The organism is Blastococcus brunescens (assembly GCF_035320885.1).
GTDB lineage: Bacteria > Actinomycetota > Actinomycetes > Mycobacteriales > Geodermatophilaceae > Blastococcus_B > Blastococcus_B brunescens.
The window spans coordinates 371,190-385,260 of the sequence record NZ_CP141261.1; the positions used below are offsets into that span (position 1 = coordinate 371,190).

20 protein-coding genes and 1 pseudogene are annotated in these 14,071 nt (G+C 73.5%); all 21 read left to right on the plus strand.

From position 1 onward, the window contains the following. The first annotated feature begins 132 nt into the window (after positions 1-132). The 21 genes and pseudogenes from U6N30_RS02690 to U6N30_RS02785 all read left to right on the plus strand — a co-directional run bounded on the left by U6N30_RS02690 (position 133) and on the right by U6N30_RS02785 (position 14,046). Complete coding sequence (locus U6N30_RS02690) at positions 133-849, plus strand: 50S ribosomal protein L25/general stress protein Ctc (RefSeq protein ID WP_324276031.1); 717 nt, start codon at positions 133-135, stop codon at positions 847-849. An 8-nt stretch (positions 850-857) separates the two neighbouring features. After that, positions 858-1,547, plus strand: coding sequence for an aminoacyl-tRNA hydrolase (pth, locus tag U6N30_RS02695; RefSeq protein WP_324278138.1), 690 nt, complete (start codon positions 858-860; stop codon positions 1,545-1,547). Between the two features lie 398 nt (positions 1,548-1,945). Continuing rightward, positions 1,946-2,593 (plus strand): nucleoside-diphosphate sugar epimerase/dehydratase, encoded by a 648-nt coding sequence (locus U6N30_RS02700; protein ID WP_324276032.1) that lies wholly within the window; start codon positions 1,946-1,948, stop codon positions 2,591-2,593. Positions 2,594-2,622: 29 nt separating this feature from the next. After that, positions 2,623-3,213: an exopolysaccharide biosynthesis polyprenyl glycosylphosphotransferase gene (locus U6N30_RS02705; protein WP_324276033.1), complete on the plus strand. Its 591-nt coding sequence runs from the start codon at positions 2,623-2,625 to the stop codon at positions 3,211-3,213. Positions 3,214-3,530: 317 nt separating this feature from the next. Continuing rightward, complete coding sequence (locus U6N30_RS02710; RefSeq protein WP_324276034.1) at positions 3,531-4,601, plus strand: DUF1972 domain-containing protein; 1,071 nt, start codon at positions 3,531-3,533, stop codon at positions 4,599-4,601. Beyond that, positions 4,598-5,362 (plus strand): CDP-alcohol phosphatidyltransferase family protein, encoded by a 765-nt coding sequence (locus U6N30_RS02715; RefSeq protein WP_324276035.1) that lies wholly within the window; start codon positions 4,598-4,600, stop codon positions 5,360-5,362. Before U6N30_RS02710 ends, U6N30_RS02715 begins: the two co-directional genes overlap by 4 nt. Then, positions 5,359-5,805 (plus strand): hypothetical protein, encoded by a 447-nt coding sequence (locus tag U6N30_RS02720; RefSeq protein ID WP_324276036.1) that lies wholly within the window; start codon positions 5,359-5,361, stop codon positions 5,803-5,805. Before U6N30_RS02715 ends, U6N30_RS02720 begins: the two co-directional genes overlap by 4 nt. Before the next feature lie 72 nt (positions 5,806-5,877). Next, on the plus strand, positions 5,878-6,066 hold the full coding sequence (locus U6N30_RS02725) for a hypothetical protein (protein ID WP_324276037.1): 189 nt from the start codon (positions 5,878-5,880) through the stop codon (positions 6,064-6,066). Positions 6,067-6,072: 6 nt separating this feature from the next. After that, on the plus strand, positions 6,073-6,579 hold the full coding sequence (locus tag U6N30_RS02730) for a hypothetical protein (RefSeq protein WP_324276038.1): 507 nt from the start codon (positions 6,073-6,075) through the stop codon (positions 6,577-6,579). Between the two features lie 11 nt (positions 6,580-6,590). After that, a complete protein-coding gene (locus U6N30_RS02735; protein WP_324276039.1) occupies positions 6,591-6,827 on the plus strand; it encodes a hypothetical protein in 237 nt (78 codons plus the stop codon). Continuing rightward, positions 6,812-7,108 (plus strand): annotated as a pseudogene (locus U6N30_RS33150) (glycosyltransferase family 4 protein); the annotation flags it as partial. The gene U6N30_RS02735 and the pseudogene U6N30_RS33150, both read left to right, overlap by 16 nt. A gap of 226 nt (positions 7,109-7,334) precedes the next feature. Next, positions 7,335-8,063, plus strand: a complete 729-nt coding sequence (locus U6N30_RS02740) for a polysaccharide deacetylase family protein (RefSeq protein WP_324276040.1) — start codon at positions 7,335-7,337, stop codon at positions 8,061-8,063. Positions 8,064-8,286: 223 nt separating this feature from the next. Next, positions 8,287-8,823, plus strand: a complete 537-nt coding sequence (locus U6N30_RS02745) for a hypothetical protein (RefSeq protein ID WP_324276041.1) — start codon at positions 8,287-8,289, stop codon at positions 8,821-8,823. A gap of 14 nt (positions 8,824-8,837) precedes the next feature. Next, on the plus strand, positions 8,838-9,542 hold the full coding sequence (locus tag U6N30_RS02750; protein WP_324276042.1) for a hypothetical protein: 705 nt from the start codon (positions 8,838-8,840) through the stop codon (positions 9,540-9,542). Positions 9,543-9,556: 14 nt separating this feature from the next. Continuing rightward, entirely contained in the window at positions 9,557-9,952 is a 396-nt protein-coding gene (locus U6N30_RS02755; RefSeq protein ID WP_324276043.1) for a hypothetical protein, read from the plus strand. Next, a complete protein-coding gene (locus U6N30_RS02760) occupies positions 9,901-11,046 on the plus strand; it encodes a LamG-like jellyroll fold domain-containing protein (protein WP_324276044.1) in 1,146 nt (381 codons plus the stop codon). The genes U6N30_RS02755 and U6N30_RS02760 overlap by 52 nt, the downstream gene beginning before the upstream one ends. Further along, the gene (locus U6N30_RS02765) at positions 11,043-11,933 is read left to right on the plus strand and encodes a PKD domain-containing protein (RefSeq protein ID WP_324276045.1); all 891 of its coding nucleotides are present in this window, start codon (positions 11,043-11,045) and stop codon (positions 11,931-11,933) included. The genes U6N30_RS02760 and U6N30_RS02765 overlap by 4 nt, the downstream gene beginning before the upstream one ends. Before the next feature lie 55 nt (positions 11,934-11,988). Continuing rightward, positions 11,989-12,210 carry a PKD domain-containing protein gene (locus U6N30_RS02770; protein WP_324278139.1) on the plus strand — a complete coding sequence of 74 codons (222 nt, stop codon included), beginning with the start codon at positions 11,989-11,991 and terminating at the stop codon, positions 12,208-12,210. After that, entirely contained in the window at positions 12,180-12,818 is a 639-nt protein-coding gene (locus U6N30_RS02775; protein ID WP_324276046.1) for a hypothetical protein, read from the plus strand. Before U6N30_RS02770 ends, U6N30_RS02775 begins: the two co-directional genes overlap by 31 nt. Before the next feature lie 77 nt (positions 12,819-12,895). Beyond that, a complete protein-coding gene (locus U6N30_RS02780) occupies positions 12,896-13,699 on the plus strand; it encodes a hypothetical protein (RefSeq protein ID WP_324276047.1) in 804 nt (267 codons plus the stop codon). Then, the gene (locus U6N30_RS02785) at positions 13,633-14,046 is read left to right on the plus strand and encodes a hypothetical protein (protein WP_324276048.1); all 414 of its coding nucleotides are present in this window, start codon (positions 13,633-13,635) and stop codon (positions 14,044-14,046) included. Before U6N30_RS02780 ends, U6N30_RS02785 begins: the two co-directional genes overlap by 67 nt. The last annotated feature ends 25 nt before the right edge of the window (positions 14,047-14,071 follow it).

Genomic DNA, 14,071 nt, shown 5'->3' on the forward strand with positions numbered 1-14,071 from the left:
TCACGTACTCTTTCTGTGCCCGGCGAGGGAGCGGTTCCGCTGCTCCGTGATCGACGTGCGTCTGCCCTCAGGGGTGTGCCGCGCGCGTGCGCCGGCCGCAGACCCGATCCACCTTCTGAGGAGCACATCACCGTGGCTGACTACCGCCTCGACGCCGAGACCCGCAGCGAGTTCGGCAAGGGCAGCGCACGTCGCACCCGCCGCGTCGGCCGCATCCCCGCCGTCCTCTACGGGCACGGCCAGGACGTCGTGCACCTGTCGCTGCCGGCCCGCGAGTTCGCCGCGGCCCTGCGCAACGGCGGCTCGAACGCCCTGCTGACCATCGTGCTCGACGGCAAGGAGCAGCTGGCGCTGACCAAGGCCGTCCAGCGCGACCCGCTCAAGCGCACCCACGAGCACGTCGACCTGCTCGTCGTCCGCCGCGGTGAGAAGACCACCGTCGAGGTGCCGATCATCATCGTCGGCGAGGTCGCGCCCGACACGATCCCGAACCAGCAGCTGAACACCGTGTCCATCGAGGCCGACGCCACCAAGCTGCCCGACAGCATCGAGGTCGACGTCGAGGGCCGGTCCGCCGGCCAGAACATCACCGCGGGCGACCTGGTCCTCCCGAAGGGCTCGACGCTGATCACCGACGCCGAGGCGCTGGTCATCGGCTTCCTGGGTGCGCCCACCGCCGAGGCCCTCGAGGCCGAGCTCGCCGAGGCCGAGGCCGAGGTCGGCATCGAGCGCGAGGAGTCCGGCGACGCCGAGGCGGACGCCGGCACCGGCGACGTCGTCCCCGAGCCGCAGGACCAGGGCAGCGGCGAGTCGATGGACTCGGCGGAGAAGTCCGCCGACAACGGCTGAGCGATCCCCTGACCGACAGCACGAGCCCCGGGGGCGCCGGCACTGCCGGCGCCCCCGGTCCGCGCGCGTCCGAGGGCCCCTTCCTCGTCGTCGGGCTCGGCAACCCGGGGCCCGGGTACGCCGGCAACCGGCACAACGTCGGCGCGATGGTCCTCGACGAACTGGCGGCCCGCGCCGGCGTCCGTCTCTCGCCCGGCAAGGGTGCCCGCTCGCGCGCGGCCGCCGCGGAGGGCCGGCTGGTCGGCCGCCGGGTCGTGCTCGCGCGGCCGCTGACGTACATGAACGAGTCCGGCGGTCCCGTCCGCGGGCTGCTCGACTACCACCACCTGCCGGCCGACGACCTGGTCGTCGTGCACGACGAGCTGGACCTGCCCTTCGCCACGGTCCGCCTCAAGCGCGGCGGCGGGGAGGGTGGGCACAACGGCCTGCGGTCGATCACGCGCGCCACGGGCACCAAGGACTACCTCCGGGTGCGGGTCGGCATCGGTCGCCCGCCCGGTCGGCAGGACCCGGCCGACTACGTCCTCAAGGACTTCTCCTCGGTGGAGCGCAAGGAACTCGACCTCCTCGTCGCCGAGGCGGCCGACGCCGCCGAAGCCCTGCTCGTCAAGGGGCTCGAGGCCGCGCAGAACGAGGTCCACCCCGCAGCTGAGCCCCCGGTCGCGGACAGCGGCGCGGGTGCCCTCCCGAAAGGGTGAAGCCGCCCGCCCCGTGTTGACGGATTCCGTGACGCTCTGTGAGTGTGATCTTGACGTCAGGGCTCTGTGGACGACGAAAGACCTGCTTGTTCGGTCGCGTACTCGTCGTCTCCTGGCGCTTGATCACACAGCGTAAACGGGGGCAATGTGCTGCTGGACTCGACAGGCGTGCGTGGTGCACTGGATCACGTCCCTGCGCCGCGGGTCGGCTCGGCGGGCTCACCCCGTACCGACGACGGCCGGCCGAGTCCTGCACTGACCCCGCCCCGACGTACCGCCCGGTGGGTGCGGCGTTATGCCGCCGTCCTCGCGGTGGTCGAGACGCTCGTCGCCGCCATCGCCGGCGCGACCGTGCTGCTGACGCGGGTCGACGAGGTCCAGGTCTCCAGCTCGCTGCTGTGGGGCGCCATCGGACTGGTCCCGGCCTGGCCGCTGGTCCTTTCTCTGTCGGGGCCTACTCCGAGCGGGTCTTCGGCACTGGTAGCGAGGAGTACCGCCTCGTCGGCAAGGCAGGCTTCCTGCTCCTGGCTTTCGCCGGGTTCATCTCCTACGCCGCGGCGCTCGACCTCAGCCGCGCCCTCGTGGTGGTCGCCGTTCCCGGCGTGATGCTGGTGACGCTGCTCGGGCGTTACGCGGCCCGGTGCCAGCTCCGTCGACTGCGCGCCCGCGGCCGGTGCGCCCGTCGGGTCGTCGTGGTGGGCCGTGGCGGTGCGGTGCTCGAACTCGCGGCGCGTGTCCGGCGCGAGCACTACGCGGGCCTCGACGTCGTCGGGTTGTGCGTGACCCCGGACGACCGGGACCGCGTGGCCGGCGTCGCCACGGTCCCCGTGGGTGGGCTCGATGACGTGGTCGGGATGGCCGCTCGGCTCGGGGCCGACACCATCGCGGTCACGTCAGCGAGCGAGACGGCGGCGCAGTACCTCCGACAGTTGTCCTGGCAGCTCGAGGGCACCGGCATGGAGCTGCTCGTCGCGCCGGGCCTCATCGAGGTCGCCGGGCCTCGCCTGCACATCCGCCCGTTCGAGGGCTGCCCCTTCTGTCGGTAGAGCAGCCGCGGTTCCAGGGCTGGCGGCGCGTGGTCAAGAGCGGCATGGACCGTGTGGTGGCCGGCGCGGCCCTGTTCGTCCTGTCGCCGGTCCTGACCGGCATCGCCTTGGCCGTCCGCTTCGGCAGCGCCGGTCCGGTGCTCTATCGCCAGGAACGGGTGGGCCTCAATGGGCAGCCCTTCACGATGCTGAAGTTCCGCAGCATGGTGGTCGACGCCGACCGTCAGGTCGATGAACTACGGGACGCCAACATCTCGGACGGGCCGCTGTTCAAGATGCGGGAGGACCCGAGGGTCACGTCCGTGGGCCGCTGGCTGCGCCGCCTCTCACTCGACGAGCTCCCGCAGCTGATCAACGTGCTCGGCGGGTCGATGTCCCTCGTTGGCCCCCGGCCTCCGCTACCGGTCGAGGTGGCCCGCTACGACTCTTCGGTGAGCCGGCGTCTTCTGGTCAAGCCTGGCCTCACCGGTCTCTGGCAGGTGTCCGGTCGCAGCGACCTGCCGTGGGAGGAAGCCGTCCGGCTGGACCTCCGGTACGTCGAGAACTGGTCGCTGGCGACCGACCTGCTGATCATGGGCAAGACCGCTCGGGCCGTGCTCAGCAAGTCCGGGGCCTACTGACCGCCTCCTCTTTCGAGGGTCACCCGGAGGGGCATGACGTCCCGTCCGCATGCGTCAAACCGGCTACGGCGGGCCATCCTTCAGTAGCGGTGCGTGACTCGACGCACTGGTGGCGCTTTGTTGTTGCCGCCCGGTCAGCGAATGGACGTGACGACGATGCGGATCGCCCTTCTCGGGACGAGAGGAGTGCCGGCCCGGTACGGCGGCTTCGAGACCGCAGTCGAGGAGGTCGGACGCCGCCTGGCCGACCGTGGCCACAAGGTCGTCGTCTACTGCCGGACCGCGGCGGGGAGGAGCGCCCCCGCCAACACCTCGGCATGGAGCTGGTGCACCTGCCCGCCGCGCGGAAGCGCGCGCTGGAGACCCTCAGCCACTCCGCGCTTTCGGTGGCCCACCTCATGGCGCACCGGGTCGACGCGGCCCTCGTCTTCAACGCCGCGAACGCGCCGCTGCTGCCGGCGCTGCGCGCCGCCCGCATCCCCACCGCCACGCACGTCGACGGGCTGGAGTGGAAGCGGGCGAAGTGGGGGCCCGTGGGTCAGCGCTACTACCGCCTCGCCGAGTCGCTGGCCGTGCGCTGGTCCGACGTCCTCATCGCCGACGCGCAGGGCATCGCGGACTACTACCGCGGTGAGTTCGGCGCCCCCACCACGCTGCTCACCTACGGAGCGCCCCTGATCGAGCCCGGCAGCGACCGGCTGGCCGAGCTGGGGCTCGAGCCCGGCGGATACCACCTGGTCGTCGCCCGGTTCGAGCCGGAGAACCACGTCGAGGTCATCGTCGAGGGGTACGTGCGAAGCGCCGCGGCCAAGCCTCTGGTCATCGTGGGCTCGGCGCCCTACTCGGACGCCTACACCGCCCGCGTGCACGCAGCCGCCGACGATCGGGTGCGCTTCCTCGGCGGGGTCTGGGACCAGGGGCAGCTCGACCAGCTGTACGCGAACTCCTACACCTACCTGCACGGCCACTCGGTCGGCGGCACGAACCCGTCGCTGCTGCGGGCCATCGGCACCGGCACGGCGGTGCTGGCCTACGACGTCGACTTCAACCGCGAGGTCGTCGCCGAGTCCGGGCAGTACTTCGTCAGTCCGGCCGACGTCGCTGCGCTGGTCGACGCGGCCGAGGCCGATCCGGCCGCCGTGGCACGGCACGGACGGCGCGCCCGCGAGCTGGCGGGGGCCTACGACTGGGACGACGTGGCGGCCGGCTACGAGAAGCTCGCACTGCAACTGGCCGGGCGTCGCTTCCCGGCCCGTCGCCCGTCCGGTCACCGGATCGGCAGCGGCCGGGCCGCGCTCTCGATCGTGCCCGCACCGCGGGCGGCGTCCGCCGGGGAGTCGATGGCACCGGGCACCGACGCGCCGCGGCTGCGCGGGGCCCAGCAATGACCGGCGGCACCGACGTACGGACCGTCCGCTCCGCCGACGAGACGCTCGCCGCGACGCTGGAGCGGCTCCGTGGCGCCCAGAAGGGCTCGGCCGGGGCACCGGCGTACTCCCGGTTCGTGAACCGCCGGCTCGGCCGGCTCCTGGCCGCACTGGCCTTCCACGCGGGTCTGACCCCGAACGCCGTGACGGGGATCAGTGCCGCCTTCACCGCCACGGGCCTCGCTCTGCTCGTGCTCGCCGCTCCCTCGTGGGGAACCGGGCTGGCGATCGCCGGCTGCCTGGTGCTCGGCTACGCCTTCGACGCCGCGGACGGGCAGCTCGCCCGGCTGCGCGGCGGGGGCTCGCCGGCCGGGGAGTGGCTGGACCACATGGTCGACGCCGTCAAGGCGTCCGGCCTGCACCTCGCGGTCCTCGTCGGGTTCTACCGCTTCGAGGTGGTCGACCACGGCGCGTGGCTGCTCGTGCCGATCGGCTACTGCCTCGTGGACGCGGTCACCTACTTCGCCACCATGCTCAACGAGGCGTTGCGTGCCCAGCACGGCGCCCCCACCCGCGCGCAGCCGACGGCCCGGCCGGCCGGGGTGGGCCGGTCGCTGCTCACGCTGCCGACCGACTACGGGTTGCTGGCGTGCGTGTTCGTCCTCTATGGCGCGCCCTCGCTGTTCGTCCCGGTGTACGGGGTGCTGTTCCTGGCGGCGGCGGCCTTCCTGGCCCTCGCCGCGGTCAAGTGGTTCCACGAGATGGGCAGGCTGGCGCGATGAGCGGCAAGGACACCGGAACACCGGCGGATCCCTCGGTCGACGACGGCGTGCGAACGCCGCTGACCCGGGGACGCCTGCTGCTGGCCGGCGCCGCCGTGGCCGTCCTCGCCGTCCTGGTGGCGGTGGTCGTCGTGACGGGCGGTGGAGATCCCGATCGTCGCGCCGCCGCAGCGCCCGGGTCGTCGACGTCGGCCGCAGCGACCGGCTCGACCGCCCCGGTCCCGGAGACCGGCGTCCCGGGCGGAGCGCCCGCGGAGTCGACCGCTCCGGGAGCCACGGAGCCGGGTCAGGACCTCGCCGAGCTGCCCCTGCGCTGCCCGCGGTGGCGCTCGACGGCTCCGCCGAGCCGGAGGACGACGTCGTGGTCCTGCTGCCCCGGATCGAGGCCGTCGACGGGGTCGGCCAGGGACCCGGGAACGTCTCCGGCCCGGCGCTCCGCGTGACGGTCCGGATCGAGAACCGGACCGGGGCGCCGGTCGCGCTCGACGGCGTCACGGTCAACATGTACTACGGCGGTGCGGCGACTCCTGCCTCCCCTGGACGACTCCTCGCGCCAGCCGTTCGTCGGCGAGCTGCCCTCCGGCGAGTCGGCCGAGGGCGTCTACGTCTTCGGCGTCCCGGCCGACGCCCGGGACTCGGTCACGGTGGAGCTCGGTCACCGGGCGGGCGCGCCGCGCGTGCTCTTCGCCGGTTCCGTGGTCTGACCCGTCGTGACACGGTTCCTCCCTCCCCGGTCCGGCCGCCGCGGATCCCGCGCGGCGGCGAGCGCGGGCGGCCCGGGTCCGCGGCCGTCGGTGCTGGTCGCCCATCCCGGGGCGGAGCTCTACGGTGCCGACCGGATGCTGCTGGAGGCTGTGGCGGCGCTGGCGGTCCGGTTCGACGTGACCGTGGCCGTGCCGGGCGCCGGGCCGCTGCTGGCGGAGCTCGACGGACTCGGCGTGCGCGTCGTGGTCTGCCCGATGCCGGTGCTCCGCACGGCGGCACTGCGTCCCCGGGGTGCGGTGCGACTGGTGGCCGACGCCGTGCGCGGTGTCGTCCCGGCGCTCCGGCTGCTGCGCCGGTACGGAACCGACGGGGTCTACGTCAACACCCTCACGCTGCCCTCGTGGCCGCTGTTGGCCCGGATCGCCGGCCGCCGCTCCCTGTGCCACGTGCACGAGGCCGAGCAGTCCCTCCCGCGGCCGGTGCGCAGGGGATGGCCCTGGGGCCGGTCCTGAGCCACCGTGTCGTGGTGAACAGCCGGTTCACCCTCGACGTACTGGCCGACGTGGCGCCGGGCGTGCGCCGGCGGACCGCGGTCATCCACAACGCCGTGCGCGGCCCCGCGGAGGCCGAGCCGCTGCGCGCCGAGCTCCACGGACCGCTCCGGCTCCTCTACGTCGGCCGGCTCTCCCCCGCAAGGGCCCGCAGGTCGCGGTGGCGACCCTCCGGGAGCTGCTGGCGCGAGGTGTGGCGGCCGAGCTGACGCTCGTGGGCTCGGTGTTCCCCGGGTACGAGTGGTTCGAGGCCGAGCTGCGCGAGCAGGTGGCGGCGGCCGGGCTCGAGGACTCCGTGCGCTTCGCCGGTTTCCGGTCCGACGTGTGGCCCTGCCTCGCCGCCGCCGACGTGGTGCTGGTGCCGTCGGTGGCCGAGGAGTCCTTCGGGAACGCCGCGGTGGAAGCGGTGCTCGCCGCCCGGCCGCTGGTCGTGAGCGCGAGCAGCGGCCTGCTGGAAGCGGTCGCGGGGTACACGGGCGCCCAGGCGGTCGCCCCGGACCGGCCGGTCGAGTGGGCGGACGCCGTCGAGCGCGTGGTCGCCGACTGGTCGGGTTTCGGGAGTGCAGCCCTGCATGACGCGGGGAGGCCCGGCGGAGGCACGACCCCACCCTGTTCGGCGACCAACTCGTGGCCGAGATGGTGTCCCTCGCCGTCCGGGAGGCCGCGCCGACGGATCGACAGCTACAGCCGAGGGAGACGCCACAGTGCGAGCACCGGTGACCGATCGGACGCGGATGAACCTCCCGCCGATCCTCATGTACCACTCGATCAGCCCGTCGACCGTGCCGGATCCGCATCGGCTCCGGGTGCACCCGGAGCGGCTGGAACGGCACCTGCGGCTGCTCCGTCGGCTGGGCCTGCGCGGGGTGTCGCTGGGCGAGCTGCTGCTCGCCGAGGCGCGCGGCGCCGCCCGTGGCCTGGTCGGTCTCACCTTCGACGACGGCTACACCGATTTCCTGGAGCACGCCGTACCCGTGCTCCAGCGGCACGGCATGACCGGCACCGTGTACGTCGTGGCCGGTCGCCTGGGCGGCGAGAACGAGTGGGACGACGGCCCGCGGTTCCAGCTCATGGCTGCCGACCAGGTCCGCGCCGTGGCCGCCGCCGGGCAGGAGGTCGGCAGCCACACGCTGAGCCACGCCCGTCTGGCCGGTGCCGATCCGGCCACGCTGACCGCGGAGATCTCGGACAGCCGGCGCGTGCTGGAGGACGTCCTCCAGACGGAGGTCCGCAGCTTCTGCTACCCGTACGGCAGCTACGACCAGGCCGCCGCCGACGCGGTCCGGGCGGCCGGTTACGACCACGCCTGCGTCACCGGTGACTACGACCCGGGTGACCGGTTCACCCTGCCACGCTGCTATGTCAGCCCACGTGACGGGCGCCCCCACATCGTCGCCCGGATGGCCCGCCACCACCTCCGTCTGCGGAGCCGCGCCGGCGCGTAGGCCGCGGCAGCAGGTGGACGGCGCCAGTGAGGCCATGACGTCAGTCCAGCTACCCGGAGTGACGACTCAGTCCTGATATGTGTCGATATCGACGTTATGTCACCACCTCGGGGGATATCAGGCGAGCGATCGTCACGCTTAGTGTTTGGCCTCTGGTCCGAGTGGACCAGACGTCTCACACGGGGAACACATGTCTGCACGCGTGGCTTGGTTCCGTGCGGTCGTGGCAGGGCTGCTCAGCCTGCTGCTGGTCGCCGGCGCATTCGGCGGGTTGATGGCCGGAACCGCTCGGGCGGACTCCGCGCCGATGGATCCAGCCGATCCGGCCAGCCCGACGACGGTGACGGCCGACGCCCTCCCGACCGTGCAGATCGACGGCGTCGTCTGGTCGCAGGTCGTGGTGGGGAACACCGTCTACGCCGCCGGGCAGTTCACCCGCGCCCGCCCCGCGGGCGCAGCTGCCGGCGCGCAGGAGACGGTGCGCAACAACCTGCTGGCCTACGACATCCGCACCGGCGAGCTGATCACCTCCTTCGCGCCTGACCTCAACGCCCAGGCGATGGTGGTCGCCGCCTCGCCGGACGGCTCGCGGATCTACGTCGGCGGCGACTTCACCCAGGCAGACGGGCAGACCCGGAACCGCATCGCCGCCTACAGCACCGCCACGGGGCAGCTGATCCCCGACTTCCGGCCGAACGTCTCCAGCCGCGTCAACGCGATCGCGGTCTCCGGCAGCACCGTCTACGTGGGGGCACCCTGACCGCGGTGGGCTCGGTGAGCCGGCACCGCCTGGCCGCGCTGAACGCGGCCGACGGGGCGCTGCTCCCCTGGAACCCGGTCCCGGGTACGGGGCCGATGCTGAACCGCCCTCAGAACGGCACGACCAACACCGGCCTCAGTGACGTCGTCCGTTCCATCGTGGTGACCGGCGGCGGCGCCCAGGTCGTCGTCGGCGGTCACTTCGACACCCTCAACGGGGTCAAGGCGACCGGTGTCGGCGCCCTCGACGCGGTCACCGGTGAGACGCGCCCGTTCGCGATCAACCGGCTGATCACCAACCAGGGCATCAACGGTGGGGTGTACCACCTCTCCACCGACGGCACGAACGTGTACGGCACGGCCTACGACTACTACGGCCCCGGCAACGTGGAGGGCGGGTTCGCCGTGCTCGCCGACGGCGGTGCGGTGCAGTGGATCAACGAGTGCCACGGCGACACCTACTCGAGCTTCCCGATGAGCGGGGCGCTCTACGTGGCCGGCCACCCGCACGTCTGCAGCAACATCGGCGGGTATCACGAGCACAGCCCGCGGGTCCACCGGTACGCCACCGCAGTGACCATCGCGGCCACCGGCACCGTGGGTACCGGCACGCTGACGAACAGCCGGGTGAAGCCGGAGGGCACCATCGTCCACGTCAGCGAGCGGCAGTACCCGTCCAGCGGGACGCTGCTGCAGGGCCAGCCGGCCCCTCGCTGCTGAACTGGTTCCCGATCATGACCCCGGGCTCCTACACCGGGCAGGCGCAGGCCGGCTGGAGCGTCGCGGGCAACGGTGAGTACGTCGTATACGGCGGCGAGTTCCCGCGGGTGAACGGCACGGGCCAGCAGGGCCTCGTCCGGTACGCGGCGCCGTCCACGGCCCCGAACCGGGTCGGTCCGGTGGCGTCCGCCCTCGCCGCGACGGCGAGCTCCCCGATCGGCGGGATGGCCCGGGTCGGCTGGACCACCACGAGCGACCAGGACAACGAGCACCTCACCTACCGGGTCTACCGGGACGGCGACAACACGACTCCGATCCACGAGGTCACCCGGTCGTCCATCTGGTGGGCCCCCAAGGCATGGGCTTCGTCGACACGGCGGTGTCTCCCGGCACGCACACCTACCGGGTGAGCGCCTTCGACGCCTTCGGCAACCGGGCGAACTCGGCCTGGATGACGGTCGAGGTGGCCGAGGGCACGGTCGCCCAGCGCGACTACTCCGACACCGTGCGGGCGGACGGCGCTGCGCACTACTGGCCGCTGGGCGAGGCGTCGGGTGCCTCCGCGTACGACTACGCGGGCCCCGCTGACCTGGCCGTCCGAACCGGTCAGGACGGTGCCACGCCGGAGCAGGGCGTGGACGGCGCGATCGCCGGCGACGCCGACACCGCCTACCGGTTCCGCGGGATGTCGGGCAGCTCGAACCTGGGGTTCTTGTCCACCCAGTCCGTCGTCGCCGGACCCCAGGTCTTCACCATCGAGTCCTGGGTCCGAACCACCTCGACCGCGGGCGGCAAGATCGTCGGCTTCGGCAACGCGGCCGACGCCAACAGCAGCAGCCACGACCGAAGCGTCTACATGGACACCGCCGGACGGATCAACTTCGGGGTCTACCCCGGCGCCAGACGATTCGTCACCGGCCCGGACGTCTACAACGACGGACAGTGGCACCACGTGGCGGCGTCGCTGAGCCCGGCGGGCATGGCGCTGTACGTCGACGGTGCCCTGGTCGGCTCGCGTTCCGACACGACGGCGGCGCAGGTCTACAACGGCTACTGGCGCGTGGGCGGTGACACCAGCTGGTCAGGTGCCGCGTACTTCGACGGGGACGTCGACGAGGTCGCCGTCTACCCGACGGCGCTCTCGGCCGACCGGATCGCCAACCACCACAGCCTCGGCGCGACCGGTGAGGCCATCAACCTGGCCCCGACGGCCCGCTTCACGTCGATGGTGGACGACCGCACGGCGTCCTTCGATGCCGCCGGGTCCAGCGACGACGACGGCAGCATCGCCTCGTACGCCTGGGACTTCGGGGACGGCTCGACCGGGACGGGTGCGGCGACGTCGCACAGCTACGCCGCCGCGGGCACCTACTCCGTGACGCTCACCGTGACCGACGACGACGGTGCAACCAGCCAGACCTCGGCCACGGTGGCGGTCACCGACCCGCCGCCGAACGCCGAGCCCACCGCGGCGTTCTCGGCCACGGCCGAGGGCTGTCGGTGACCGTCGACGGGTCGGCCTCGGGCGACACCGACGGCACCGTCGCCTCCTACGCGTGGGACTTCGGAGACGGCTCGACCGGAGCGGGTGCGGCGACGTCGCACACCTACGCCGCCGCGGGCACCTATCCGGTGACTCTGACGGTGACCGACGACGACGGTGCGACCGGCACCGCCGAGGAGACCGTGTCGGTCGTCGAGGCGACCGTCCTCGCCGCGGACGCCTTCGGGCGGTCGGTGAACGGGGGCCTCGGCACCGCGGACGTCGGTGGACCGTGGACGGTCACGGCCGGCGCCATGCGCCAGTCCGTATCGCCCGGAGCGGCCCGGCTGGCTCTGGCGCCGGGCACGAACACCGGCTCCTACCTGGGCGGGGTCGCGCAGACCAGCGTCGACGTCCGCACGTCGTTCTCGCTGGCGGAGACCCCCACCGGGGGCGGCGCCTACCTCTACCTGCCGGTCCGGCGGGTCGAGGCCAACCAGGAGTACCGCGCCCGGGTGCGGGTCCTGGCCGACGGCAGCGTGCGGGTGTCCTTCGTGCGGCTGTCGGGGCCCGGGTCGGAGACGCTCATCGGTGGCGAGCAGCTGGTCGCCGGGCTCACCCACACGCCCGGCACCGTGCTCCAGGTGCGCGCGCAGGCCGAGGGGTCGGCACCACGGAGCTGGCCGCGACGGTGTGGGCCGCCGGGAGCGAGGAGCCGGCGACGCCGACGGTCTCGCGCACCGACAGCACGGAGTCGCTGCAGGCGCCGGGTGCGGTGGGGCTGTTCGCCTACCTCTCCGGCAGCGCCCGCCCCGTGGTACTCACCGTCCCGTCGTTCACCGCCGTGCCGAACGGTGCTCCGGCGCCGGCGGAGAACGCCGCGCCGACCGCCGTCCTGTCGGCGGTGACCTCCGGCCTGGTCGTGACCGTGGACGGCTCGGGGCGGCCGACGCCGACGGCAGCATCGCCTCGTACGCATGGGACTTTGGTGACGGCTCGACCGGCACCGGGGCGACGGCGAGCCACACCTACGCCGCAGCCGGCACCTACCCGGTGACGCTGACGGTCACCGACGACGACGGCGCTACGGCCACCGCGGTCGAGACGGTGACGGTGACCGCGCCGGAGGAGCCGGGTGATCCCGCAGGGAGGTCGTGGCGGCGGACGCCTTCGCCCGGTCGGTGACCGGCGGGCTGGGCGCGGCCGACGTGGGCGGGCCGTGGACGGTGCAGTTCGGCGGCAGCCGGCAGTCGGTGACGCCTGGCGTGGGGACGCTGCAGCTGAACGGGCCGTCGAACAGCACGGGCTCGTTCCTCGGCGGCGTGGCGCAGACCGACATCGACCTGCGCACCACACTGGCCCTCGAGGGCACCCCGAGCGGCGGGGGCGCGTACGTCTACGTGGCCGGTCGCCGGATCAGCGCCACCGAGCAGTACCGCGCGCAGCTGCGGTTCCTGGCCGACGGCACCGTACGGGTCGCGGTCACCCGCCTGGGTGGCTCCACCAACGACGTGCTCATCGGCGGCGAGGTCGTCGTCCCGGGGGTCAGCTCGACCGCGGGGACCCCGCTGAACGTGCGGCTGCAGATCTCCGGCACCGGGACCACCGAGCTGGCCGCGACGGTGTGGGCGGCGGGGACCGACGAGCCGACGACGCCGACCCTGACCCGAACCGACGGCACGCCGTCGCTCCAGGCGGCGGGCGGGGTGGGTGTCTCCAGCTACCTCTCGGGCAGCGCCACGGCACCGGTCGCCGTCCGGCTGACCGCGTTCGAGGTGCGGGTCGCCGGCTGATCGCGGCGACCCCCACATCGGGTGACGCCCGGGCCGGCCGACGCCGGTCCGGGCGCCGTGGCCCGGAGAATGGATCCGTGAGCATCCGGTCGATGGTGCGTCGGCCGGTGACCGGGGCGGTCCTGGGACAGGGCACGCAGGCCCTCGCCGGACTCGTGCTGCAGGTGGCCGCCGCCCGGTACCTGGGTGCGGCGGGACTGGCCGCCTTCGCCCTGGGCTACGGCCTGCTCGTCCTGGCCACGGCCGTCTGCAGCGGCCTGGTCGGCGACTCCCTGACCGTCCTCGACCGCATGGACGCCCGCATCCGGGCCGGTCTGCACGGCTGGACGGCGGCGGTGTCCGCGCTCGCGGGCGCGCTCGGTGCGGGAGCCGCGTTGCTGTCGGGGGCGCTCCCGTGGTGGGCCGGCCTGCTCGTGGGTCCCGCGGCCGCGGCCTTCATCGTCGAGGACACCCTGCGGCGCCTGCTCATGGCGTCCGGACGGTTCTGGTCCCTGCCGGCCGTCGACGGCGCGAGCCTGCTGCTCGCCCTCGGCACCCTGGTCGTGGCGGGCGCCACCGGTGGGCTGTCGCTCGCGTCGTTCGTGGTGGCGCTGCTGGTCGGTCAGACGGGTGCGGCCCTGGTGGCCTGGTGGCGCCTTCCTGCGGGGAGCGGCCGCGCGGTCCGTGGCGGAACCCGGCGTGGCGCACGGTGCTCGACTTCGGGATCTGGCGGGCGGCCGCGCAGACCATCCGGCCGGCCCTGCTCACCGTCCTGCGGCTCCTGGTCGTCGCCGCCGCAGGAGCCGCCGCCTACGGGCCGGTCGAGGCCGCCCGGGTGCTCACCGCCCCGACGCTGGTGCTGGTGGCCGGCCTCGGTTCCTTCCTGCTGCCGCACTTCGTGACCATGCGGGCGCGGCCGGCGGCGGCCCTGCTGCGCACCGCCGACCGCGCCGCCCTGGGGCTCGCCGCCACCGTCGCGTGCATCGGTGCGCTCACCTGCGCCGTGCTCCCGGTCCTCGGGCCGCTGCTGACCGGCGGTGCCTACGTGATCCCGCTGGGCTCGGTCGTCGGCTGGTCCGCCTACGCGATCGCCGGTGCGGTGCTGCTGCCGTACTCGGCCCTGGCCACCGTCCACCACCGGCACCGCCGGGTGCTGGCCCTCCGGTCGCTCGAGTTCGTCTCGCTCGCGGTCGTCGCGGTCCTGGTGCTCGGGGTGGACGGGGAGCGGTCTGGGCACCGCTCGCGTTGACGATCGGGCCGCTCCTGGCCGCGGT

Excerpts from the sequence above, each read along its gene's own strand:
- U6N30_RS02755 (WP_324276043.1), top strand. The coding sequence starts at position 9,557 with ATGACCCCGGGCTCCTACACCGGGCAGGCGCAGGCCGGCTGGAGCGTC.
- U6N30_RS02720 (WP_324276036.1), top strand. The coding sequence starts at position 5,359 with ATGAGCGGCAAGGACACCGGAACACCGGCGGATCCCTCGGTCGACGAC.
- U6N30_RS02715 (WP_324276035.1), top strand. The coding sequence starts at position 4,598 with ATGACCGGCGGCACCGACGTACGGACCGTCCGCTCCGCCGACGAGACG.
- U6N30_RS02760 (WP_324276044.1), top strand. The coding sequence starts at position 9,901 with ATGGGCTTCGTCGACACGGCGGTGTCTCCCGGCACGCACACCTACCGG.
- U6N30_RS02710 (WP_324276034.1), top strand. The coding sequence starts at position 3,531 with ATGGAGCTGGTGCACCTGCCCGCCGCGCGGAAGCGCGCGCTGGAGACC.